This is a genomic window from Nocardioides sp. (assembly GCF_035429765.1).
Taxonomy (GTDB): Bacteria; Actinomycetota; Actinomycetes; order Propionibacteriales; family Nocardioidaceae; genus Nocardioides.
Window position 1 is genome coordinate 1 of the sequence record NZ_DAOMFK010000001.1, and the last position, 21,414, is coordinate 21,414.

General features: G+C 72.1%; 17 protein-coding genes. 7 read left to right on the forward strand and 10 right to left on the reverse strand.

Annotation, left to right across the window (positions count from 1 at the left end; translation table 11 throughout):
- On the reverse strand, window positions 1–476 hold a 476-nt coding region (locus PLP61_RS00005), incomplete at its 3' end, for an ATP-binding protein (protein WP_324499103.1).
- A gap of 140 nt (window positions 477–616) precedes the next feature.
- Between PLP61_RS00005 and PLP61_RS00010 the strand changes: the two genes are divergently transcribed.
- From PLP61_RS00010 to PLP61_RS00030, 5 genes are read left to right on the forward strand one after another with little or no spacing between them, the layout of a single operon-like run.
- Window positions 617–1,177, forward strand: coding sequence for an OsmC family protein (locus PLP61_RS00010; RefSeq protein ID WP_324499105.1), 561 nt, complete (start codon window positions 617–619; stop codon window positions 1,175–1,177).
- Entirely contained in the window at window positions 1,177–2,403 is a 1,227-nt protein-coding gene (locus tag PLP61_RS00015; protein WP_324499107.1) for an NAD(P)-binding domain-containing protein, read from the forward strand. The genes PLP61_RS00010 and PLP61_RS00015 overlap by 1 nt, the downstream gene beginning before the upstream one ends.
- Window positions 2,400–2,765, forward strand: coding sequence for a nuclear transport factor 2 family protein (locus PLP61_RS00020; RefSeq protein ID WP_324499109.1), 366 nt, complete (start codon window positions 2,400–2,402; stop codon window positions 2,763–2,765). Before PLP61_RS00015 ends, PLP61_RS00020 begins: the two co-directional genes overlap by 4 nt.
- Window positions 2,762–4,015: a cytochrome P450 family protein gene (locus PLP61_RS00025; RefSeq protein WP_324499111.1), complete on the forward strand. Its 1,254-nt coding sequence runs from the start codon at window positions 2,762–2,764 to the stop codon at window positions 4,013–4,015. The genes PLP61_RS00020 and PLP61_RS00025 overlap by 4 nt, the downstream gene beginning before the upstream one ends.
- A complete protein-coding gene (locus tag PLP61_RS00030; RefSeq protein ID WP_324499113.1) occupies window positions 4,012–6,150 on the forward strand; it encodes an alpha/beta hydrolase in 2,139 nt (712 codons plus the stop codon). Before PLP61_RS00025 ends, PLP61_RS00030 begins: the two co-directional genes overlap by 4 nt.
- A 24-nt stretch (window positions 6,151–6,174) precedes the next feature.
- Here the strand turns inward: PLP61_RS00030 and PLP61_RS00035 are convergent, their stop codons facing one another.
- From PLP61_RS00035 to PLP61_RS00075, 9 genes are all read right to left on the reverse strand, one after another.
- Window positions 6,175–7,233 (reverse strand): lipase family alpha/beta hydrolase, encoded by a 1,059-nt coding sequence (locus PLP61_RS00035; RefSeq protein WP_324499115.1) that lies wholly within the window; start codon window positions 7,231–7,233, stop codon window positions 6,175–6,177.
- Window positions 7,223–9,082 (reverse strand): metallophosphoesterase family protein, encoded by a 1,860-nt coding sequence (locus PLP61_RS00040; RefSeq protein ID WP_324499117.1) that lies wholly within the window; start codon window positions 9,080–9,082, stop codon window positions 7,223–7,225. Before PLP61_RS00040 ends, PLP61_RS00035 begins: the two co-directional genes overlap by 11 nt.
- The gene (locus tag PLP61_RS00045) at window positions 9,079–11,439 is read right to left on the reverse strand and encodes a GMC family oxidoreductase (protein ID WP_324499119.1); all 2,361 of its coding nucleotides are present in this window, start codon (window positions 11,437–11,439) and stop codon (window positions 9,079–9,081) included. The genes PLP61_RS00040 and PLP61_RS00045 overlap by 4 nt, the downstream gene beginning before the upstream one ends.
- A gap of 120 nt (window positions 11,440–11,559) precedes the next feature.
- A complete protein-coding gene (locus PLP61_RS00050) occupies window positions 11,560–12,237 on the reverse strand; it encodes a response regulator (RefSeq protein ID WP_324499121.1) in 678 nt (225 codons plus the stop codon).
- The gene (locus tag PLP61_RS00055) at window positions 12,237–14,804 is read right to left on the reverse strand and encodes a sensor histidine kinase (RefSeq protein ID WP_502888900.1); all 2,568 of its coding nucleotides are present in this window, start codon (window positions 14,802–14,804) and stop codon (window positions 12,237–12,239) included. Before PLP61_RS00055 ends, PLP61_RS00050 begins: the two co-directional genes overlap by 1 nt.
- Before the next feature lie 37 nt (window positions 14,805–14,841).
- Window positions 14,842–15,699 (reverse strand): potassium-transporting ATPase subunit C, encoded by an 858-nt coding sequence (locus tag PLP61_RS00060; protein WP_324499122.1) that lies wholly within the window; start codon window positions 15,697–15,699, stop codon window positions 14,842–14,844.
- Complete coding sequence (gene kdpB, locus PLP61_RS00065; protein WP_324499123.1) at window positions 15,699–17,825, reverse strand: potassium-transporting ATPase subunit KdpB; 2,127 nt, start codon at window positions 17,823–17,825, stop codon at window positions 15,699–15,701. Before kdpB ends, PLP61_RS00060 begins: the two co-directional genes overlap by 1 nt.
- Window positions 17,822–19,486 (reverse strand): potassium-transporting ATPase subunit KdpA, encoded by a 1,665-nt coding sequence (kdpA, locus tag PLP61_RS00070; RefSeq protein WP_324499125.1) that lies wholly within the window; start codon window positions 19,484–19,486, stop codon window positions 17,822–17,824. Before kdpA ends, kdpB begins: the two co-directional genes overlap by 4 nt.
- A complete protein-coding gene (locus PLP61_RS00075; RefSeq protein ID WP_324499127.1) occupies window positions 19,486–19,575 on the reverse strand; it encodes a potassium-transporting ATPase subunit F in 90 nt (29 codons plus the stop codon). Before PLP61_RS00075 ends, kdpA begins: the two co-directional genes overlap by 1 nt.
- Window positions 19,576–19,872: 297 nt before the next feature.
- Between PLP61_RS00075 and PLP61_RS00080 the strand changes: the two genes are divergently transcribed.
- Window positions 19,873–20,628: a DUF4118 domain-containing protein gene (locus PLP61_RS00080; protein ID WP_324499129.1), complete on the forward strand. Its 756-nt coding sequence runs from the start codon at window positions 19,873–19,875 to the stop codon at window positions 20,626–20,628.
- Window positions 20,629–20,686: 58 nt separating this feature from the next.
- Window positions 20,687–21,214 carry a DUF1697 domain-containing protein gene (locus PLP61_RS00085; protein WP_324499131.1) on the forward strand — a complete coding sequence of 176 codons (528 nt, stop codon included), beginning with the start codon at window positions 20,687–20,689 and terminating at the stop codon, window positions 21,212–21,214.
- Window positions 21,215–21,414: the final 200 nt, after the last annotated feature.

The window sequence follows — 21,414 nt, forward strand, 5'->3', positions numbered from 1 at the left end:
GCCGCGAGCCTCCTGGCAGTGAACACGACGGCCTCGGCCGAGGGCAGGTCGAGGGCGTGCAGGTCGTCGACGAGCACGGCCACCGGCCCCTCCTCGGCGTACCGGGAGAGCAGCCCCAGCACGGCCGCCCCGATCATGAACCGGTCGCCGCTGCCCGGCTCCGGGCGCGCGAGCCCGAGCGCCCCCGCCAGGGCGGCCGCCTGCGGCGGAGCCAGCGCGTCGAGGTGGTCGAGCGCCGGCCGCAGCAGCTGGAGGAGGCCGGCGAAGGGGAGGTGCCGCTCCGCCTCCAGCCCGGTGGCCCGGAGCGCCCGCATGCCCTCGAGCCCCGACTCGGCGTCCTCCAGCAGGCTGGTCTTGCCCACGCCGGCCTCACCGGTGATCACCAGGGTCCGGCTCACCCCCAGGCGCGCCGTGGCGAGCAGCTGGCCGATCGCCTCGCGTTCGCCATCCCGACCCAGCAGCCCAGGGTCCGCCATAGGCACAGGGTAAGGGCCCCCTGGCCCGGTGGGAACGGCACGACCAGGGGGGTCACCGGACGCGGCGACCCGGTCGGCCGGGAGAGCCTGAGGGCCACCACCAACCCAACCGGCCTCCTGGCCGAGAACGGAGCACCATCATGACCCTCACCAGCATGCCCGTGGAGAACGGCGTCAACGTCGACGCACTCCTGGGGGCCCGGACCGCCTTCGCCGACAGCCCCGAGATCGCCCGCTTCCAGTGGCGCTCCTCGGTGACCTGGGTGAACGGCACCCACAGCCGCTCCGACGTCGAGAGCTTCTACGGGTTCGCCGAGGAGCAGCACCACCACCGCTCCTTCAGCCTCGACGCCGACCACCCCCTGCAGTTCGCGGCCCAGGACAACGGGCCCACGCCCGTGGAGTACGTCCTCGTCGGGCTGGGGGCCTGCCTGACCGCAGGGATCGCGGCGGTCGCCCAGCAGCGACAGATCCAGCTGCGCTCGGTCAAGGCCACACTGGCGGCCGACATGGACCTGCACGGCATCCTGGGCGCCGACCCCGAGGTGCGCAACGGCTTCAGCGGGGTGTCGGTGAGCTACCACATCGACGCCGACGCCACGCCGGAGGAGATCCGGGCCGTGGTCGCGCAGTCCCAGAAGCGCTCCGCGGTGTTCGACATCCTCACCAACCCGACCGACGTCGCCGTCACCGTGGTCTGATGCGCACCGTCACCGCAGTCGTGGTCGGGGCCGGGCACTGCGGGCTCGCGATGAGCCGCCACCTCGCCGCACGCTCGATCGACCACGTGGTCCTCGAGCGTGGCGAGGTGGCGAGCTCGTGGCGGACCCAGCGCTGGGACTCGCTGCGCCTGCTCACCCCCAACTGGATGACCCGGCTTCCGGAGTGGGAGTACCAGGGTGACGATCCCACCGGGTACCTCTCGGCCGGCCAGGTCGCGGACTTCATCACGGGCTACGCCGCGGCAACGGCGGCACCGGTGGTCACCGGCACCACGGTGACCGCGGTGCGGCCGCGGGAGCGTGGCTTCGAGGTCGACACCGACCAGGGGCGCTGGCACGCCGAGTCCGTCGTCCTCGCGGCGGGAACCACCCGCAGCGTCGTCCCGCCCCTGGCGCGGCGCCTGCCGCCCGGGATCGTGTCGCTCCCGGCGCTGCAGTACCGCAACCCGCACCAGCTGCCCGACGGGGGAGTGCTGGTGGTCGGGGGTTCTGCCAGCGGCGTCCAGATCGCCGAGGAGCTGCAGGCCTCCGGCCGTCAGGTCACCCTGGCGGTGGGGGAGCACGTCAGGGTTCCGCGGCGCTACCGGGGACACGACGTCGTGTGGTGGATGGACGCGGTCGGCCTCCTCGACCAGCGGTGGGACACGATGGACGACCTGGTGCGGGCCCGCAACCTGCCCTCGCTCCAGCTCGTCGGCGCGCCCCGCACCCTCGACCTCAACGCGCTCCAGGCCTCGGGCGTGCGGGTCGCCGGCCGCTTCGCCGGGCTGCGCGACGGCGTCGCGCAGTTCTCGGGCTCGCTGCGCAACGTCTGCGCGCTGGCCGACCTCAAGCTCGGCCGTCTGCTGGACACCATCGACTTGTACGCCGGTGGCCGGGGCGAGCGGCCCGAGCCCACCCAGGTGCGGCGCGCGCCGCTCGGGGTGGACCTGCGCTCGGGGGAGATCCGGTCGGTCGTGTGGGCCACCGGGGTCCGCCCGGACCTCTCCTGGCTGGACGTCCCCGTGCTGGACCACCGCGGCCGGCTGGTGCACGACGGCGGGGTCACCGGCTGGCCCGGACTGTACGTGCTGGGCCTGCCCCTGCTCAGGCGGCGCCGCTCGACCTACATCGACGGGGCCGGGGGGGACGCGGACGAGCTGGCCACCCACCTGGCCGACCACCTCGGCGCCGGGAAGGTGCCGCTGACGAGAGGAACCTCATGAACACCCACCCGCTGGCGACGTCCTTCGCGACCGCCGTCGCCGACCGCGACCTGGACCGGCTGGGCGACCAGCTGACGGACCTGGTCCGGCTGCGCGCGCTCCTCCCGGGCGGACCGATCGAGGAGCACGGCAGGGACACCGTGCTGGCCCGGTTCCACGCCTGGTTCGGTGACTACGACACCGTGGTCCTCACCGACGTCGCCGGCGACACCGTCGGTGACCGGGTGCTCGTCCACTACAAGCTCGTCTTCGACCCCGACGTCGACCGCCGTGTGCTCACCCAGACCCTGGTGTGCACCCTGCACCAGGGCCTGGTGGGCCGCGTCGACCTGGTCTGCTCGGGCTTCAGGGAGGACCGATGACTCCGCCACGCGCACGAGAGCTGGACCGCTGGGGCGACCTCGACCGGGAGTGCCCGTTCCCGCTGTACGACGAGGTCCGGGCCTCCGGTCCGGTGCACGACGTCACCCTCGCCGACGGACACCGGGCCTTCCTCGTCCTCGGGTACGCCGCCGCCCGCGAGGCGCTGAACCACCCCGACCTGTCCAAGGACATGCACGCCGCGCTGGCCCGGGGTGGCGACGTCGTCGCCGAGGGCCTGCCCGGACCTGACTTCGCCCGGCACATGCTCAGCGTCGACCCGCCCGACCACACCCGTCTGCGCCGCCTGGCCGCGCAGGCGTTCAGCCGCACCCGCCTGCAGCGGCTGGAGCCGCGCATAGGAGAGATCGCCGCGAGCCTCCTCGACGACCTCGCCGCGCAGGGGGACGAGCCGGTCGACCTGGTCGCCGGGTACGCCCGACCCCTGCCGTTCGCCGTCCTCGGCGAGCTGCTCGGCATCGACCGCGCCGACCAGGGGCGGCTCTCGGGGTGGTTCGCGACGATGCTCGCGCCCACCGGCGGGGCCGCCCCGTCGGCCGAGGCGGTGGCCGCCTCCGACCGCGTCGTCGGTTACCTGACCGGCCTCGTCGATCGCAGGTGGGCCGAGCCGACCGAGGATCTCGTCGGCGACCTGGTGCGAGCCTGCCAGGACGGTCTGCTGACCCGCCAGGAGCTGCTCTCCACACTGTTCCAGCTGGTCGTCGCCGGTCACGACACCACGACCAGCCTGATCGGGAACGGCGTCGCTGCGCTCCTGGCGCACCCCGACCAGCGCGACGCGCTCGCCGCCGATCCGAGCCGGGTGCCGCGGGCGGTCGAGGAGTTCCTCCGGTGGGACCCCCCGGTGCACCACGCCACCTTCCGCTACGCGGCCCGGGACGCGACGATCGCCGGAACTGTCGTCCCCGCCGGTGTCCAGGTGCTGGTCTCGCTCGCCGCGGCGGGCAGGGACCCGGGCCGGAACCCCGACCCGGCGGCCTTCGACATCGACCGGCCCGGCCCGGCCCATCTGGCCTTCGGGCACGGGATCCACCACTGCCTGGGCGCCCGGCTGGCCCGGATGGAGGCGGAGATCGCGTTCCGCGCGCTGCTCGCGCGCTTCCCCCGGCTCGGCCTGGCCGTGCCTCGCGAGGAGCTCCGCTGGGGGCACGGCGACGGGCTGGTGCTGCGAGGACTCAGCGAGCTGCCGGTCTTGTTGCGGGGTGCGCAGCCGCAGGAGACTCTTCCATGACCCGCGCACGGGAGCCGGACTCGGAGGGGTTCGTCGAGCGTGCCGGGGTGAAGATCCACTACGAGGTGTACGGCGAGGGCGGCCCGACGATCCTGCTGATGCCCACCTGGACGATCATCCACAAGCGGTTCTGGAAGCTCCAGGTGCCGTACCTGGCCCGGCACCACCGGGTGGTCTGCTACGACGGGCCGGGCAACGGTCGCTCCCAGCGACCGCTGGACCCCGCGGCGTACCACCACGACCGCCAGGTGCAGTACGCCCTGGACGTCCTCGACGCCACGGGCACCGACCGAGCCGTCGTGGTGGGCCTCTCCCTGGGCGCCCTGTGGGCCCTGCAGCTGGCCGGCGAGCACGGCGAGCGGGTGCTGGGCACAGTCGTGATCGGGGCCTCGGTCCCGGTCACCGACCCGCACCCCTACCGGGCGCCGACGGAGTCCGATCCGCTGAACCTGCCCGAGTCGCGTGTGCCGCGGGTGGCCCGCGACCCCATGGAGCACTGGGCGAAGTACGACCCCGCCTTCTGGCAGCGCCGGCACGAGGACTTCCTGTGGTTCTTCTTCGGCATGTGCTTCCCCGAGCGGCGATCGACCAAGCCGATCGAGGACTGCGTGGGCTGGGGGCTGGACACGTCCCCGGACGTGCTGATCGCCGAGAAGGGGACCGACCCGCCGACCCGGGAGACCGTGGAGGGCTGGTGCCGGGCCGTCGGCTCCCCGGTGCTGGCCATCCACGGCGACCACGACATGATCAGCCCGGTCTCCCGGGCACACCGGATCGCCGAGCTGACCGGTGGCGAGTGCGTGGTCATCACCGGCGGGGGGCACATCCCCCTGGCGCGCGACCCGGTGCGGGTCAACCACCTCATCCACGAGCTCGCCACCCGGGTGGCTCCCACCCCGCGGACGAGGACCTGGACCCGCGGACGGCGGCGCCCGAAGAAGGTCCTCTACCTCTCCTCGCCGATCGGCCTGGGCCACGCCCGCCGCGACGTCGCCGTGGCCCAGGCGCTCAGGGGGCTGCGCGGCGACGTCCACGTGGACTGGCTGGCCCAGCACCCGGTGACCCGGCTGCTCGAGCGGAGCGGGGAGACCGTGCACCCGGCGAGCGCGTGGCTCGCCAGCGAGTCGGGCCACTTCGAGTCCGAGTGCGGGGAGCACGACCTGCACTGCTTCGAGGCGCTGCGCCGGATGGACGAGATCCTCCTGCACGACTTCCACGTCTTCGACGACGTCGTGCGCGAAGGGGACTACGACCTGGTCGTCGGTGACGAGGCCTGGGACGTCGACCACTTCCTGCACGAGAACCCCGAGCTCAAGCGGTTCGCCTACGCCTGGCTCACCGACTTCGTCGGCATGCTGCCGATGCCCGACGGCGGCGAGCGCGAGGCGCGGCTGACCGCCGACTACAACGCCGAGATGATCGAGCACGTCGAGCGGTTCCCCTGGGTGCGTGACCGGGCCATCTTCGTCGGCGACCCCGACGACATCGTGCCGGACGCCTTCGGCCCCGGCCTGCCCGGGATCCGGGAGTGGACCGAGCGGCACTACGACTTCTCCGGCTACATCATCGACGCCGCCCCCTCCCGCGAGCTCGACCGCGCGCAGCTGCGGCAGGACCTGGGCTGGGCCCCCGACGAGCGCGTCTGCGTGGTCACGGTGGGCGGATCCGGTGTCGGCGGCCACCTGCTGCGCCGGGTGAGCGACGCCTACGACGAGGCCCGCGCACGGGTGCCGGGGCTGCGGATGGTGGTCGTGGCCGGCCCGCGGCTGGACCCGGACGTGGTGGCGGCGCGGCCGGGGCTCGAGGTGCACGCCTTCGTGCCCGACCTGCCTCGCCTGCTGCACGCCGGCGACCTCGCGGTGGTCCAGGGCGGCCTGACCACGACCATGGAGCTCACCGCGGCTGGCCGGCCGTTCCTCTACGTCCCGCTGCGCCACCACTTCGAGCAGAGCCTCCACGTGCGCCACCGTCTCGAGAGGTACGGCGCCGGCCGCTGCGTCACCTACGAGCAGGTCTGCGACCCCGACTGGCTGGCGCAGGCGATCGCCGAGGAGATCGGCGCCGAGACGGCGTACCTGCCCGTGCAGACCCACGGCGCCGAGCGGGCCGCGGCGTTGCTCGCCGAGCTCCTCTGACACCCCCCAGGAACCTCGTCGGCGCTAGGCAGAGCGGTCGCCGACCGACAGCTCCTCCACGATGTGGGGGAACACCTCATGGCTGGCTCGCTTCCCCATGAACACGTCGAGGTGGCTGTAGCCCGGCAGGACACGCAGGGAGTGGCGACCGGGCGCGAGCCGGTCCAGGTACTCGAAGGTCCGCACCTGGCTCTCCGGCAGGAAGCACCGGTTGTGCTCGCCGGACAGCAGGACGAACCGCGCATCGGTCTGCGGCGGGGCCGCCAGGTAGTCCTCGGGCAGGCCGGGCAGCGGCTCCTGGGCCACCAGGTGGCCGCGCTGGACGCACCGGGCCATCTGCCGGAAGAAGCTCACCGGGACCCTGCCGAACTCACGCGGGATGAACTCCTCGTGGGTGGCCCGGTCGAGGTTCTCGTGCTCCCACAGGGCCGGGAAGCCGCTGCCGTAGGTGAAGCTGACCAGGCGGCACGCCGTGCTGTCGCACTCGCGGTGCACCGCTCGGACCCCCAGCGAGATGGCCTTCGGCGCGAGCCCCGGCGGCCGGGTACCCCAGCTGGGGTCCAGGGCGTCCACCAGGATGCCGAGCACCGGCAACGCGAACCGCAGCTTCAGCCGGGACCATCGGGGCACGACCGGATGCAGCGACACGGCGTTGGAGACGATGGTCCGCACCTGCGGGACCAGCCCGGCGACCGCGGACATCATGAACGACGTCGACCCCTGGCAGTGGATGACGGCCTGGACGCTGTCGGCGCCCGTCTGGGCCAGCACGCTGCGGACCGCGGCGGGGTGGTCGTAGCGCGCCGCCTGGTCCAGCGTCCAGTCGGTGGGTACGACGTCGATGCTGGCCCGCCAGTTCTCGAGCCAGACGTCGAAGCCGTTCTCGACCAGGACGTCGACCAGCGTGGTGTCGACGGGAGCCTCGAAGATGTGCGAGCGCACCCCGGCGCCGTGCACCAGCAGGACGGGCCCGCGAGTCGGCTCGCTCTCCCCGCGGACGTGGACCAGGTTCAACGACAGCCCGTCCTCGGTGTCGAACGGGACGACGTCGCGGCGAACCCCGGGGCGTTCCTCAGACCGCATCACTGGCGACACCTCGATTCACGATCTCGCGACGGATCTGGAACGGAGCCTCGATCAGCCGCGGAGTGGGGAGCGGGCCTGCCGGGACGGGGATCTTCGTGGGGCGACCCGTGGTCCGCACCGGCGTCGGGGAGATCTCATAGTCGCGGAGGATCTCCTCGGTGACCAGTGGGTGCACCGTGAGCGTCCCGTCGGAGGAGATCTGGATCCTCAAGAACCCCTTTCCCTCCTCGATGGCCTGGCCCATGATCGCCCAGGACCCCAGGCCGGAGCCTCGGACCAGAACGATCCAGATCGCGAGCGCCCACGCCGCGAGGAACCCGCCGACCGCGGTGGCGACCACCAGGCACAGCAGGAAGCGCATCCAGCCGGGCGCGGCGTCGAGCCGGTCCGTGGCCAGGGCTCCGAGCGCCACGAAGCCGCCCAGCGCCACCAGGAGCTGGCTGGTGACCAGCGACGTCACGTCGCTCGACACCAGCGGCGGGCGCCCCCTCAGCCGGGGTGCTTCCGAGACCAGGACGGCCAGGACCAGCACCGCGAGCACGCTCCCGGCGAAGCTCGCGAGCTCGCTGCTCCCGGAGTGGAGGTAGGCGTCGTACATCCGCTGGCCGGTGGCGTCCACCCCCTGCCAGAACAGCAGCATCAGCAGCACGAACAGGACGAGCTGGCAGCTGGCCATGAACGAGACCAGGCCGGGGTTGCGGCGGATCGCCCACTCCTTGCGCCACGGGAGCGCGAGGCGGCGGGCCCAGTGCTTGGAGTCGGCGACGGTGGGGAAGACCGCCCCCTGCTGGGTGAACGTCGTCGTCGCCTGTCCGTCTCGCCAGCTGCGGGACTCCTGGGGAAGCAGCTGCACCTGGTCGGCGAGACCGTGGGTCAGGTCGAGGTAGGCGCCGCCGAGCCCGCAGGTGATCAGCTGCCGCGCCGTCCCGGGGGGCGCGTCGGAGTCGTCGAGCTGCTCGACGTACCTCATGTAGTGGTGCTTGTCGCCGCTGAGCCACAGCCTCACCTCGGCGCCGGTCTCCTCCCGCTCGTCGGAGCCGGGGACCCGGCGGGTGCGGATGAAGTTGCGCTCGAACCAGTCGAGGTTGTTGAAGGCGTCGGCCTTGCCCTCCGCCGTCTTGAGCCAGGCCGGGGTGGCACAGCAGACGATGACGCCGTCGTGCTCGGACAGGGTCTGGGTCAGCGTCTGCTCGAAGTACTTCAGCTGCGGGTCGTCGAAGTAGGAGTCGAGCTGGCTGTCGAGACCCACGAGCCACCAGTGGTGCGGCAGCTTCACGGTGAAGTAGCTGCGGGTCTGGCTGGTGCGCCAGCCGCCGATCGCGCGACGCTGGCAGAAGATCCGCAGGAACGACGTGAGCCCGTCGTACCAGTCGTGGTTCCCCGGCAGCGCGAGCATGACAGGTTGTCGGTCTGCGTGAGGGAGAGCGGACTTGAAGGGGCCGAGGAGGCGGTCCTCGTACGCCCTCGCCGAGGCCGCCGGGTAGACCTCGTCACCGCCCAGGACCAGCAGGTCGCCACGGGGGAGGTCGACGGCCACGCCGGGGATCCGGAGTCGCTCCTGGGCCAGGAGACTGGCCACGGTGAAGGTGGCCGCGAAGCCGTCGCCGGTGTCGGCGGTGTAGTCGAGCCAGAACGCCCCGTCGCGACCTGAGGCGGCCTCGGAGAGATCCACGAGCGTGCTGTCGAAGCCCTGCTGGAGCTCACGCTTGTCGGCATAGGTTCCGAACACCATCGACAGCAACGACAGCGCCATCGTCTTGAGCTCGGCCGGCGCCAGCCAGCGGACCGCCTCCTGCGGCTCGAAGTTCAGCTCGGCGACGTGCTTCGCCAGCTCCTCACGGTTCATGGGCGGGGTTCCTCCTGCCGCGCGATCAGTCGGCCGTAGACGTCGTACAGCTCCCCCAGGAACAGCCGCCCGAACTCGTCGAGCGCGTGCACCGGACGCTCTCCCCAGCACCGGAACGTCGTGAGCTGCTTGATGAAGTCCGGGACGTGGATCGTGATGATCCCCGACGCGATCACCTCCGTGTCGGGCTCCCCGGGAGCGAGGTGCCCCTGGAGGATGCGCACGAACAGGGTGGAGGTGTCGCGCCACACGTCCAGCCCACGGTCGTCCTCGACCCGCTTCTCGCCGCTGAAGGTCAGCAGGTTCCCGCCCGGTCCGGCCAGCCAGAGCCGGTAGAGCATCCTGCGCTCGGCGGCGTCCGCGCCGGGCGAGAACAGGTTGAACCAGCCTCGGTGGACGTCGAACCGTCCCCCGAGGAAGTCCGCCTCGACGTAGCCGGTCGCACTGCCCTCGTGGACCGGGTCGGCGACGAACCGGTCGACGTCGTCCACGGTGATCGTGAGCTCGAACATGAGGGCGCCGCCGGTGCGCCTGCCCTCCTCGTAGCCCAGCTGGGGGTCGGTGGCGCCCAGCGCCGCGAACCCCCGCATCCGCTCGGTGAACCTCAAGCCGCTCGCGTGCGGGCCCACCACGTGGTCCGGCGGCCGCGGCTCCCCGGTCGCGGGGGTCGGGACCGCGCCGGAGGTCGGCGTCGAGACCACAGCGGTTTCGAGCATCCGCGTCGCGGCGCGGTCCGCCACCGCCGCGATCGTGAGCGACGGGTTCGCTCCCACCGGACCGGGCAGCAGCGCCCCGTCCAGCACGTACAGGCCGGGATGCCCGAACACCTCGCCGTACTGGTCGCACACGCCCTCCTGCGCGTGGCGACCCATCACGGCACCGCCGAGCGGGTGCACGGTGATCACCCGGTGCGCCCACCAGAGGGCGTTGTCGTGGTACTCGCCCCCGACCTCCTCGGCGATCGCGCGCATCGTGGCGCGCACCCCTTCGAAGTAGGCCATCGACGACTCCGTCGTCCAGGTCACGGCGAGCTGGCCGTTCTCCAGCCGCAGCACCCCGTCGGGGATGTCGCGTCCCATCCCCAGCAGCGCCAGCGACGAGGTGGTGAACGCGGCGGGGCCGAGCAGCGCGGCGAGGTCCGCGCCGATCGTGGTGTCCCGCTCCCCGAACCGCTCGCCGACCTTGTCCGCCGCGAAGGCGAAGGCACGCCGGGCGGTTCCCGCTGCGTGGGCGGCCTCGACCAGCCAGGCCGCCCAGGCGGGGTAGCCCGCGTCCTCGATGTAGTGCCCCCGCCGGTCCGATCCGGTGCCGTCGGCCGGGTCGGCGACCCGGACCGCGGTCGTGATCACCGGTCCCCGGTTCGACCCGAGCGGCCGTGGGGCACCGTCCTGCTCGGCATGCAGCACCAGGCCCAGGAGGTCCCCGTTGCCGCTGAAGCGCTGCCCCACGGCGCGGCTCAGGGCCGGGAGCGCCGTCCGGTTCTTCAGCAGCAACGAGCCGGTGCCGAAGGTCCCGGCGGCGAGCACGAGGCGGTCGCACGTGATCGTCCGGCTCGCAAGCCCCTGTGGGACCTCACCGTCCGCGGCAGTGTGCACGACGTAGGTCACCTCGTAGCCCCGGTCGAGCGGTCGGAGTCCGGTCACCTCGTGCCGCACCCGGAGGTCGGCCCCGTGGTGCCTGGCCGCGGAGAGGTAGGTGTGGTCGAGGGTGTTCTTCGCGCCGAGGTTGCACCCGAAGTTGCACTCGGCGCACAGGTTGCAGGTCACTCGCGGGACCCCGTGGAGGTTGCCGTACGACGGCACGGGTATCTCACCCAGCGGCACCGGCGGTTCGCCCGGCCGGCGGCTGAAGCTGACCGCCAGGGGCGGCCGCTGCAGGTCGAGACCGAGGGCCCGCGCGGCCGTCTCCATCACCTGCGTCTTGCACGGGTCCACGTACGGGTACGGCGTGGCACCCAGCATCGTCTCGACCGCGTCGTAGTGGGGGTCGAGGTCCTGCCGGCTGATCGGCCAGGACTCGTAGCCTCCGCCCGGGAGCCCCTCCTCGCGCACGAACCACTTCTCGTCCTTGCGCAGCAGCACGTTCGCATAGACCAGCGAGCCCCCCCCGAGACCGCTGCTGACGAGCCCGTCGATGCCGTCGAAGGACCAGACCTCGAACAGCCCGTGCCGTCCCTGGGACGGCTCCCAGAAGTTGGCGGCGGTGCCCGCGGGAGTGCGCGGGAAGCTCCCCGGCGGGTAGGCGCGGCCGCGCTCGAGCAGGACGACGGACCTGCCGGCCTCGGCCAGCCGGAACGCCGCGACCGACCCCCCGAAGCCCGACCCCACCACCACGACCTCTGCGTGCTCGGCTGCCATGCCCACCCCCCGGACGTCGCGCTCCTCCACTGGAGGTCACTATGGCGGAAATCACACCCCAGGGGCAGGGCCCCCGCGGATCCTTGTCCCCGGCCGCATCGACAGATCCACCGGCCGCGGTCAGGGCATGAAGCGATAGCCCATGCCTGGTTCGGTGAGGAGGTGCCGGGGGCGGGAGGGATCCGGCTCGAGCTTCTTGCGCAGCTGGGCCATGTACTGCCGCAGGTAGTGGGTCTCGTCGAGATAGGTGGGCCCCCAGACCTCGTGCAGCAGCCGGCGCTGGCTGACCAGCTTCCCGGGGTTGCGCACCAGGATCGCGAGCAGGTCCCACTCGGTCCTGGTGAGGTGGACCAGCTCGCCGTCGGCGTCCCACACGGCCCTCTCGGCGAGGTCCACCGTCACCGCGCCGAGCCGCACCGGCTCGTCGTCGGCCACGTCGGGGCGGAGCCGACGGCTGACCGCCTTGATCCGGGCCAGGAGCTCCTCGATGTTGAAAGGCTTGGTGACGTAGTCGTCGGCGCCCGCATTGAGGGCGAGGATCTTGTCGCTGCTGCCGGCCCGGCCGGACAGCACGATGATCGGCACGTCGGTCCACTCCCGCAGGGAGCGGATCACCTGGACGCCGTCGATGTCGGGCAGGCCGAGGTCGAGGACGAGCAGGTCGGGCCGCCGGTTCCTCGCGGCGTCCAGAGCGCTCGCGCCGTCGGCGGCGGTGACCACGTCGAACCGGCGGGCCGACAGGTTGATCCGCAGCGCGCGCAGGATCTGGGGTTCGTCGTCGACGATCAGGACCCGCATCAGGGGATCGTCTCCTCGTGCCACTCGGTGGCGGGCGTGGGGGCGGTCGTGAGCGCGAGGTCCATGGTGAGCCCCCCGCCGGGGGTGTCCTCTGCGTCGAGGGAGCCGCCCATGGCCTCGGCCAGACCCCGGGACAGGGCGAGCCCGAGGCCGATGCCGGGAGGTCCGTACCGGTCGCCGGACCGCTGGAAGGGGAGGAAGATCCGGTCCCGCTCGTCGGTGGCCAGCCCCGGGCCGTGGTCGATCACCCGGATGTGCACGGTGGCGACGTGCGCGCTGGCCGCGACCGTGGGGGGTGAGCCGGGTGGTGAGTACTTCACGGCGTTGGAGAGCAGGTTGGCCAGGATCCGCTGGAGCAGGGCCGGGTCGGCCATCACCTCGGGCAGGTCGTCGGCCACCTGTATCCGGACGTCGTCGCCCGGGCTGCCGAGCTCGTCGACGGCCAGGGGGACCACCTCGGCGACGCTGGTCGGCTCAGGGTGGACCCCGAGCGCCCCGGCCTGGAGGCGGCTCATGTCCAGCAGGTTCTCGACCAGGCGGGTCAGCAGGTCGAGGGACTCGTCGGCGGTGGCGAGGAGCTCCTGCCGGTCGCTCTCGTCGAAGGCCACGTCCGGGGTGCGGAGGCCGCGCACCGCTGCCTTGGCCGAGGCCAGGGGAGCGCGCAGGTCGTGGCTGACCGCTTGGAGCAGGGCGGTGCGGAGCCTGTCGGCCTCGGCGATCGGGACGGCGGCCGCGGCCTGCTCGGCCAGCCGCTGCTGACGGAGCGCGAGCGCGGCCTGGACGGCGAACGCCTCGACGATCCGTTGGTCGGACGCGTCCAGGGTCCTGCCCTTGAGCACCAGCGTGAGGCTGTCGTCGACCGGCACGTCGCCGTCCCCCTCGCTGGGCGCCCCGCAGACCGGTGACCCGACGCTCTCCGCGACGGTCCACAGGCTGGCGTCACTCCGTCCGGTGGGCGTCTCCGGCACGTCCGAGGTCCGCTCCAGCAACGTCACCGAGTCGAGCGAGAAGGACTCCCGCAGCTGCTCGAGGAGCGCGGGCAGCGGGCGGGCTCCCCGCAGCACGCTGCCGGCGACCACGGCCAGCGCGTTCGCCTCCTGCCGCGCCCGGGCGGCCTGCTGGGTGCGGCGTACGGCGAGGTTGACGGTGGTGGCGACCGTCAGTGCGACGAGGAGGAACACCGCCAGCGCGAGCACGTTCTCCGACTCGGCGATGGTCCAGGTGTTGTAGGGCGGGGTGAAGTAGAAGTTGAGCAGCAGGGAGCTCACCACGGCCGCGGCGAACGCGGCCCAGAGGCGCCCGACCAGCGAGACCGCGACGACTGCGACGAGGAAGATGAGGATCAGGCTGGACAGGGACAGGTCGGTGCGGGACCCGGTCAGGGCCACCGTGAGGAGCGGCATCAGCACCGCGGTCAGGGCGAGACCGAGCAGCAGGCGCCCCAGCGCGTCGTCGCGCACTCCCGGCCGACGCAGCCAGGGGCGCTTGGTCTCCTCGTGGGTGACGAGGTGGACGTCGATCGACCCCGACTCGACCACGATGGCGACGCCGATCCCCCGGGACAGCAGCTGCGCGAACCGCCCCCGCCTGCTGGCTCCGAGCACGAGCTGGGTCGCGTTGACGCCGCGGGCGAACGAGAGCAGGGCCTGGGGGATGTCGTCGCCGACGACCTGGTGGTACGTGCCACCCATGCTCTCCACCAGCGTGCGCTGGTGGGCGAGGTGCACCGGATCGGGGCCGGCCAGGCCCTCGTTCTGGACCACGTGCACGGCGAGCAGGTCGGCGCCACGGGCACGTTCGGCGATCCGGGCGGCCCGGCGGATCAGCGTGTCCCCCTCGGGTCCGCCGGTGAGGGCCACGACCACCCGTTCGCGGGCCTCCCAGGTTCCCTCGATGCCGTGGTCCCGGCGGTACCGGTCGAGCTGCTCGTCGACCTTGTCGGCCAGCCACAGCAGTGCCAGCTCGCGCAGGGCGGTGAGGTTGCCGACCCGGAAGTAGTGGCCGAGCGCGGCGTCGACCTTGTCCGACGCGTAGATGTTGCCGTGGGCCATCCGTCGGCGCAGCGCCTCGGCGGTCATGTCGACCAGCTCGATCTGCTCGGCGGCGCGGACCACGGAGTCGGGAAGGGTCTCGCGCTGGGTGATCCCGGTGATCTGCTCGACGACGTCGTTGAGCGACTCCAGGTGCTGGATGTTCACGGTCGTGATGACGTCGATACCCGCCTCGAGCAGCTGCTCGATGTCCTGCCAGCGCTTCTCGTGCCGGGACCCGGGCACGTTGGTGTGGGCCATCTCGTCGACCAGCGCGACCTTCGGTCGCCGCGCGAGCACGGCGTCGAGGTCCATCTCGGGGAAGTGCGCGCCCCGGTAGGTCAGCTGCCGGCGGGGGACCGCCTCCAGGCCCTCGGCCATGGCCGTGGTCAGCGGACGGTCGTGGGGCTCGACGTAGCCGATGACGACGTCGGTCCCTCTCGCCCTGCGGCGCTGGCCCTCCTCCAGCATCCGGTAGGTCTTGCCGACCCCGGGTGCGGCACCGAGGTAGACGCGGAGCATGCCACGGGAGGTCACCTAGGCACCCTCCCTTCGGTCCTCACGCTCTCAAGCGTCACTGCTTCGGGTACCGCTCGTCGAGCGCGAGGTTCAGCTCCAGCACGTTCACACCCGGCTCCCCGAGCAGTCTCGCCGTGGGCCCCTGCGTGTACTCCTCGATCAACGATTGCACCACCGCGACGTCGATGCCCCGCTTCTGCGCGACACGAGGGGCCTGGAGCCGGGCGTACGCCGGCGAGACGTGCGGATCGAGGCCTGAGCCGCTGGCGGTGACCGCGTCCGCCGGCACGACGGGGTGGGCCGGCGCGTCGCCACGGACCGGGACCACGACCGCGCCGGAGTGGTCCTCCCCGGCGACGGCGAGCTCGACCGGGACACCCCGGTACTCGTCGAGGAAGGGGGTCCCCGAGGTCTGGTTGAGGCTGACCACCCTGAGCACGTCGCCGGTCAGGCCGTCGGAGAGGTAGACGCCGAGGACGGCGCCGACGCCGTCCGGAGTGCAGTACGGACGCGACCCGTCGACGCCCTCGAGCTCACCGATCGCGTGGCTGCGGGCGCAGACCTGGGTGAGCAGGCTGGGCCGCTCGGGGGTGTCGACGACGTCCTCCGGCCCCAGGTTGCTCGCGGACGTCGCGGTCGGGTCGTACCCGTTGCCGGCCGCGGAGGGGCGGGACTGGAAGTACTCCGGGAGCGGGTTGCCGTCGGCGTCGGTGAAGGACTGCCCGAGAAGTCGGCTGCCGACCACCCGGCCTCCGGCGGTGACCAGGGAGCCGTCGGCCTTCCCGCTGAGGCCGGGCAGCCGGGCGAGGGCGACGAGCGTGAGGGGGTAGGCGAGCCCGAGCAGGAGGGTGAAGACCAGCAGGGCACGCACCGCGGCGAGGTGCCGGGCGACGGGGCGGGGGGAGGTGCGCATCAGCCCATCCCAGGGAGGTGCTGGACCAGCAGGTCGATGAGCTTGATCCCGAGGAACGGGGCGAGCACCCCGCCCGCGCCGTAGACCAGCAGGTTGCGGCGCAGCAGGGCCGCGGCGCCGCCCGGCCGGTAGGGGACGCCGCGCAGTGCGAGCGGGATCAGCGCAACGATCACGAGGGCGTTGAACACGACCGCCGAGAGGATCGCCGACTGCGGGCTGGCCAGCGCCATCACGTTGAGCCGATCCAGCCCCGGGTACACGCTGGCGAACATGGCGGGGATGATCGCGAAGTACTTCGCGATGTCGTTGGAGATCGAGAACGTGGTGAGGGCGCCGCGGGTGATCAGCAGCTGCTTGCCGATGCCGACGATCTCGATCAGCTTGGTCGGGTCGGAGTCGAGGTCGACCATGTTGCCGGCCTCCTTGGCCGCCGACGTACCGGTGTTCATCGCCACCCCGACGTCGGCCTGGGCCAGGGCGGGCGCGTCGTTGGTGCCGTCCCCGGTCATCGCGACCAGGCGGCCGCCGGCCTGCTCCTTCCTGATCAGCTCCATCTTGTCCTCAGGGGTGGCCTCGGCGAGGAAGTCGTCGACGCCGGCCTCCTCGGCGATCGCTTTCGCGGTGAGTGGGTTGTCGCCGGTGATCATGACCGTGCGGATCCCCATCCGGCGCATCTCGTCGAACCTCTCGCGCATACCCTCCTTGACCACGTCCTTGAGGTGGATGACCCCGAGTGCGCGGGCCGGCCGGTCCCCCTCCCTCTCGGCGACCACCAGGGGGGGGCCGCCGGCGGCGCTGATCGCGTCGACGGTGGCACCGACCGTCTCGGTGGGGTGACCGCCGTTCTCCCGGACCCAGTGCATGACCGCGGCCGCGGCACCCTTGCGGATCTGCCGGCCGTCCACGTCGACGCCGGACATGCGGGTCTGGGCGGTGAACGGCACCCACGTGGCGTGCGCGAGCTCACCGGGCTGCCGCTCCCGCAGCCCGTGCGCCCGCTTGGCGTGCACCACGATCGAGCGTCCTTCGGGGGTCTCGTCGGCCAGGCTGGAGAGCTGGGCTGCGTCGGCCAGCAGCTCGGGGTCGACGCCCGGAACGGGCGCGAACTCCGAGGCCTGCCGGTTGCCCAGGGTGATGGTGCCGGTCTTGTCCAGCAGCAGGGTGTTGACGTCACCGGCGGCCTCCACGGCCCGGCCGCTCATCGCCAGCACGTTGCGCTGCACCAGGCGGTCCATCCCGGCGATGCCGATCGCCGAGAGCAGCGCGCCGATGGTGGTGGGGATCAGGCACACCAGCAGGGCCACGAGCACCACACCGGTGACACCGCTCTCGTCGAGCGCGACGGTGTCCGGTGCCGCGGAGCTGACGCTCTTGGCGTAGATGGCCAGTGGCTGCAGGGTGACCACGGCCATCAGGAAGACCAGCGTCAGGGCCGCGAGCAGGATGTTCAGGGCGATCTCGTTGGGGGTCTTCTGCCGGTTCGCTCCTTCGACGAGCGAGATCATCCGGTCGATGAAGCTGTCTCCGGGCGTCTGGGTGATCTGCACGACGATGCGGTCGGAGAGCACCCGGGTGCCACCGGTCACCGCGCAGCGGTCGCCGCCGGACTCCCGGATCACCGGTGCCGACTCGCCGGTGATCGCCGACTCGTCGACGCTGGCGATGCCCTCCACGACGTCCCCGTCACCGGGGATGGTGTCCCCGGCCTCGACCAGCACGATGTCGCCCTTGGCGAGCTCCGGGGCCGGGACGCTCTCGACGTCGCTCGCCGCGAGGACCGCGCCCGGCTGCCACCCGGTGACACGTCGGGCCACGGTGGCCTGCCGGGTCTTGCGGAGCGTGTCGGCCTGCGCCTTGCCGCGGCCCTCGGCCACGGCTTCGGCGAGGTTGGCGAACACCACGGTGACCCACAGCCACCCGGTGATGAGCCAGGCGAACAGCGACGGGTCGGTGACCGCCAGCACGGTGGTGAACGCCGCGCCGATCTCGACGATGAGCATGACCGGGTTGCGCCACATCAGCCGGGGGTCGAGCTTGCGCAGCGCGCCGGGCAGGGCCCGGACCAGCTGGCGCGCATCCAGCAGGTGACCGGCCCGGGAGGTGGCCCGGCTTCCGGACGCGGTCATCGGGCGAGTCCTTCCGCGAGCGGGCCGAGCGCGAGCGCCGGCAGGAACGTGAGGGCGACCAGCACCACCGTCACGCCGACCAGCATGGAGACGAAGAGGGGTGTGTGGGTCGGCATGGTTCCGGCCGACGCCGGCGCGGGGGTCTGCCGACCGAGGCTGCCGGCCAGTGCGAGCACGAGCACGATCGGCAGGAACCGGCCCAGCAGCATGCACAGCCCCAGCACGACGTCGTACCACGGCGTGCTGACGGTGAGGCCTGCGAACGCGGAGCCGTTGTTGTTGCTGGCCGAGGTGAAGGCGTAGAGGACCTCGGAGAACCCGTGGGTGCCGGTGTTCAGCATGGATGCCCGTTGCTCCGGGCTGGCCATCGCCAGCGCGGTGCCGACCAGCACCAGGAAGGGGGTGACGAGGAAGTACAGCGAGGCGAGCTTGATCTCCCGGGCGCCGATCTTCTTGCCCAGGTACTCCGGGGTCCGGCCCACCATCAGGCCGGCCACGAACACGGTGATGATCGCCAGCACGAGCATGCCGTACAGCCCGGATCCCACCCCACCCGGCGCAACCTCGCCCAGCATCATGTTGGACATCAGGATCCCTCCACCGAGGCCGGAGTAGGAGTCGTGGAAGGAGTCGACCGACCCTGTCGAGGTGAGCGTGGTCATCGCCGCGAAGGTCGCCGAGCTGCCGGTGCCGAACCTGACCTCACGGCCCTCCAGCGACGCTCCGACCGCACTCGGAACCGTGCCCGGGTGGGCCAGCTCGGTGACGTTGAGCAGCACGATCGACGCCACGGCGAGGCTGCCCATGGCGGTGAGGATCGCCAGTCCCTGCCGCGTGTCGTCCACCATCCGGCCGAGCACCCGGGGCAGCGAGAACGGGATCAGCCCGATCAGGAAGATCGCCAGCCAGTTCGTCCAGGCGGTGGGGTTCTCGAACGGGTGGGCGGAGTTGGCGTTGTAGAAGCCACCCCCGTTGGTGCCGAGCTCCTTGATGATCTCCTGGCTGGCCACCGGGCCTCCGGTGATGGTCTGCGAACCACCGGCGAGGGTGGTGACCTCGGTGCCTCCGGACAGGTTCTGCACCATGCCGGCGGCGATGAACGCGACGGCGCCGAGCACCGCGACCGGCAGCAGCACCCGGACCACCAGGCGGGTCAGGTCCACCCAGAAGTTCCCGAGCCGGCCGGTGTGGCTGCGGGCCAGACCACGCACGAGCACCACGGCCACGGCGATGCCGACCGCGGCGGACAGGAAGTTCTGCACCGCGAGTCCGCCCATCTGGGTGAGGTGGGTCATCGTCGACTCACCCGCGTAGGCCTGCCAGTTCGTGTTCGTCACGAAGCTCACCGCGGTGTTCCAGGCGACGTGTGAGTCCACTCCTGGAAGCCCGGCGTCCAGCCACAGGTGCCCCTGCAGCCGCTGCAGGCCGTAGAGGAACAGGACCGAGACCGCCGAGAAGGCCAGCAGGCTGCGGGTGTACACGCCGGCGTTCTGCTCGGAGTCGGCATCGACCCCGACCAGACGGTAGACCGCCCGCTCCACCCGGAGGTGCCTCGGCGACGTCACCACCCGGAACAGGTAGTCGCCGAAGAACCGGTAGCCGAGCACCCACGCCGCCAGAAGGGACAGGATGAACAGGGCCGCCGACCACCCGAGGCTCATCAGAACCGCTCCGGGAACAGGAGCGCGGCGAGCATGAAGAGGGCCACGCCGACCGCGAGGACGAGGCCGATCACGTTGACCGCGGTCACAGCCGTTCGGCCCCCCTCACCGCGAGGGCCAGCAGTCCGAACAGCACAACCGTCAGAACAACGAGGCCGACGTCGGCCATGGCACGTCCTCCAGCAGGGTCCGGCCGCCCCTCGGTCGGGCGGCCCTGGCTCCACCCAACGCCCCTGGGAACGGCGATTCCAGTCGTGGCCGGGGTTCCTGACGAAATCTCTACGTCCTCGGCGTGCACCGGGCGTAGGGATTGCGTCAAGGAGTGGCGTCGGCGGCCGGGACGTGCGCCAGACTGGGGGTGTCCGGTGGCGTGAAGGAGTGGCGGGATGGCGGCGAGGATGTCGGAGTGGCCGCGGGCGACGTGGTGGCGGACGGCCGTGCGGGTGGCTGCCGTCCTGGCGCCGTTGCTGACCTGCGCGCTGCTCTCGACGGTCCGGGACCAGGTCAGCGCGCCGACCTCGGTGCTCATCCTGGTGGTGTGGGTCGTCGCTGCCGCGGCCACCGGCGACCGGTTGGCCGGCATCCTGGCGGCTGTCTCAGCGGGGGCCTGGTACGACTTCTTCCTCACCGAGCCCTACCTGCGGTTCACGATCTCCGACGCCGAGGACATCGAGGCGGCCCTGCTGCTCGTGCTGATCAGCATCGTGGTCACCGAGATCGCCTTGTGGGGCTACCGGCAGCAGAAGCAGGCGTACCTGCGCTCGGGCTACCTCGAGGGGGTGCTCGGCGCCGCCCGGGCCGTGGCGGAGGGGGACATGCCTGCGCCGGCGGTGGCCGAGGTCGTGGCACGTCAGATCACCGACGTGCTCGACGCGGACAGCTGCCGCTACGTCGAGGGACCGGTGCACGACGGCCGCATCGCCGTGCTCGACCACGACGGGGTGCTGACCCGCAACGGGCATCCGGTCGACGTCGACCGGGTCGGCCTGCCGTCGGAGGAGTACGTCGCGGTCGAGGTGCGTCGGGGCACCCAGGTCGCCGGCCACTTCCTGGTCACCGCGACCTCGCACCGCACCTACCCGACCCGCGAGCAGCGCCGGATCGCCGTACTCCTGGCCGACCAGGTCGCTGCGACCGCGTGATGACGCCCTCGTGCCCGCCCGGCGCGTGACCGGCGCGGCGCCCGCCTATCGTGAGCCCATGCCGGGCCGCATCGTCATGCTCCGTGCCGTCAACGTCGGGGGCGCCACGCTACCCATGGCCGACCTCCGTGAGATCGCCGAGGACCTCGGCGCCACGCAGGTCCGGACCTACATCGCGTCGGGCAACCTGCTGTGCCGTCCCCCGGGCGACCCGGCCGACTTCGACCGCGCGCTGGAGGCGGCGGTCCAGGTGCGCTTCGGGTTCCACCGCGAGTGCATCTCACGCACCGTCGAGGAGCTGCAGTCCGCCCTCGAGGCGCACCCGTTCGAGGTGGTGGAGCCTCGGCTCTCGCACCTCTACTTCCTCCTCGCCGAGCCCACGGAGGCGGCGGTCGACGCACTGGCCGCCCAGGACTGGGGCGGCGACGAGGTCGCGGTCATCGGCCGCGACCTGCACATCAGGTACGCCACCGGTGTCGCCGGGAGCCGGCTCACCGCACCGCGCATCGCGAAGGCGCTGGGGGTGCAGGGCACCGGTCGCAACATCGCCACCGTGCGGAAGCTGATCGAGCTCGCGAGACCCTGAGTCCGCGCAGGTGACGTGACGGGCTCTGCGGCCAGGAGCGCGGCACCGTCGGCCGCGAACCCGCGGATCCACATACCGGTACCGGTGGTCGTCCGCATCGGATGACGACCTCCTGCCGTCCCCGGATCGATAATGGAGTCGACGCAGCGCACCGCTGCTCAAGGGATCCACCGCACGGCGCCGGCCGGGAACGCGCCACC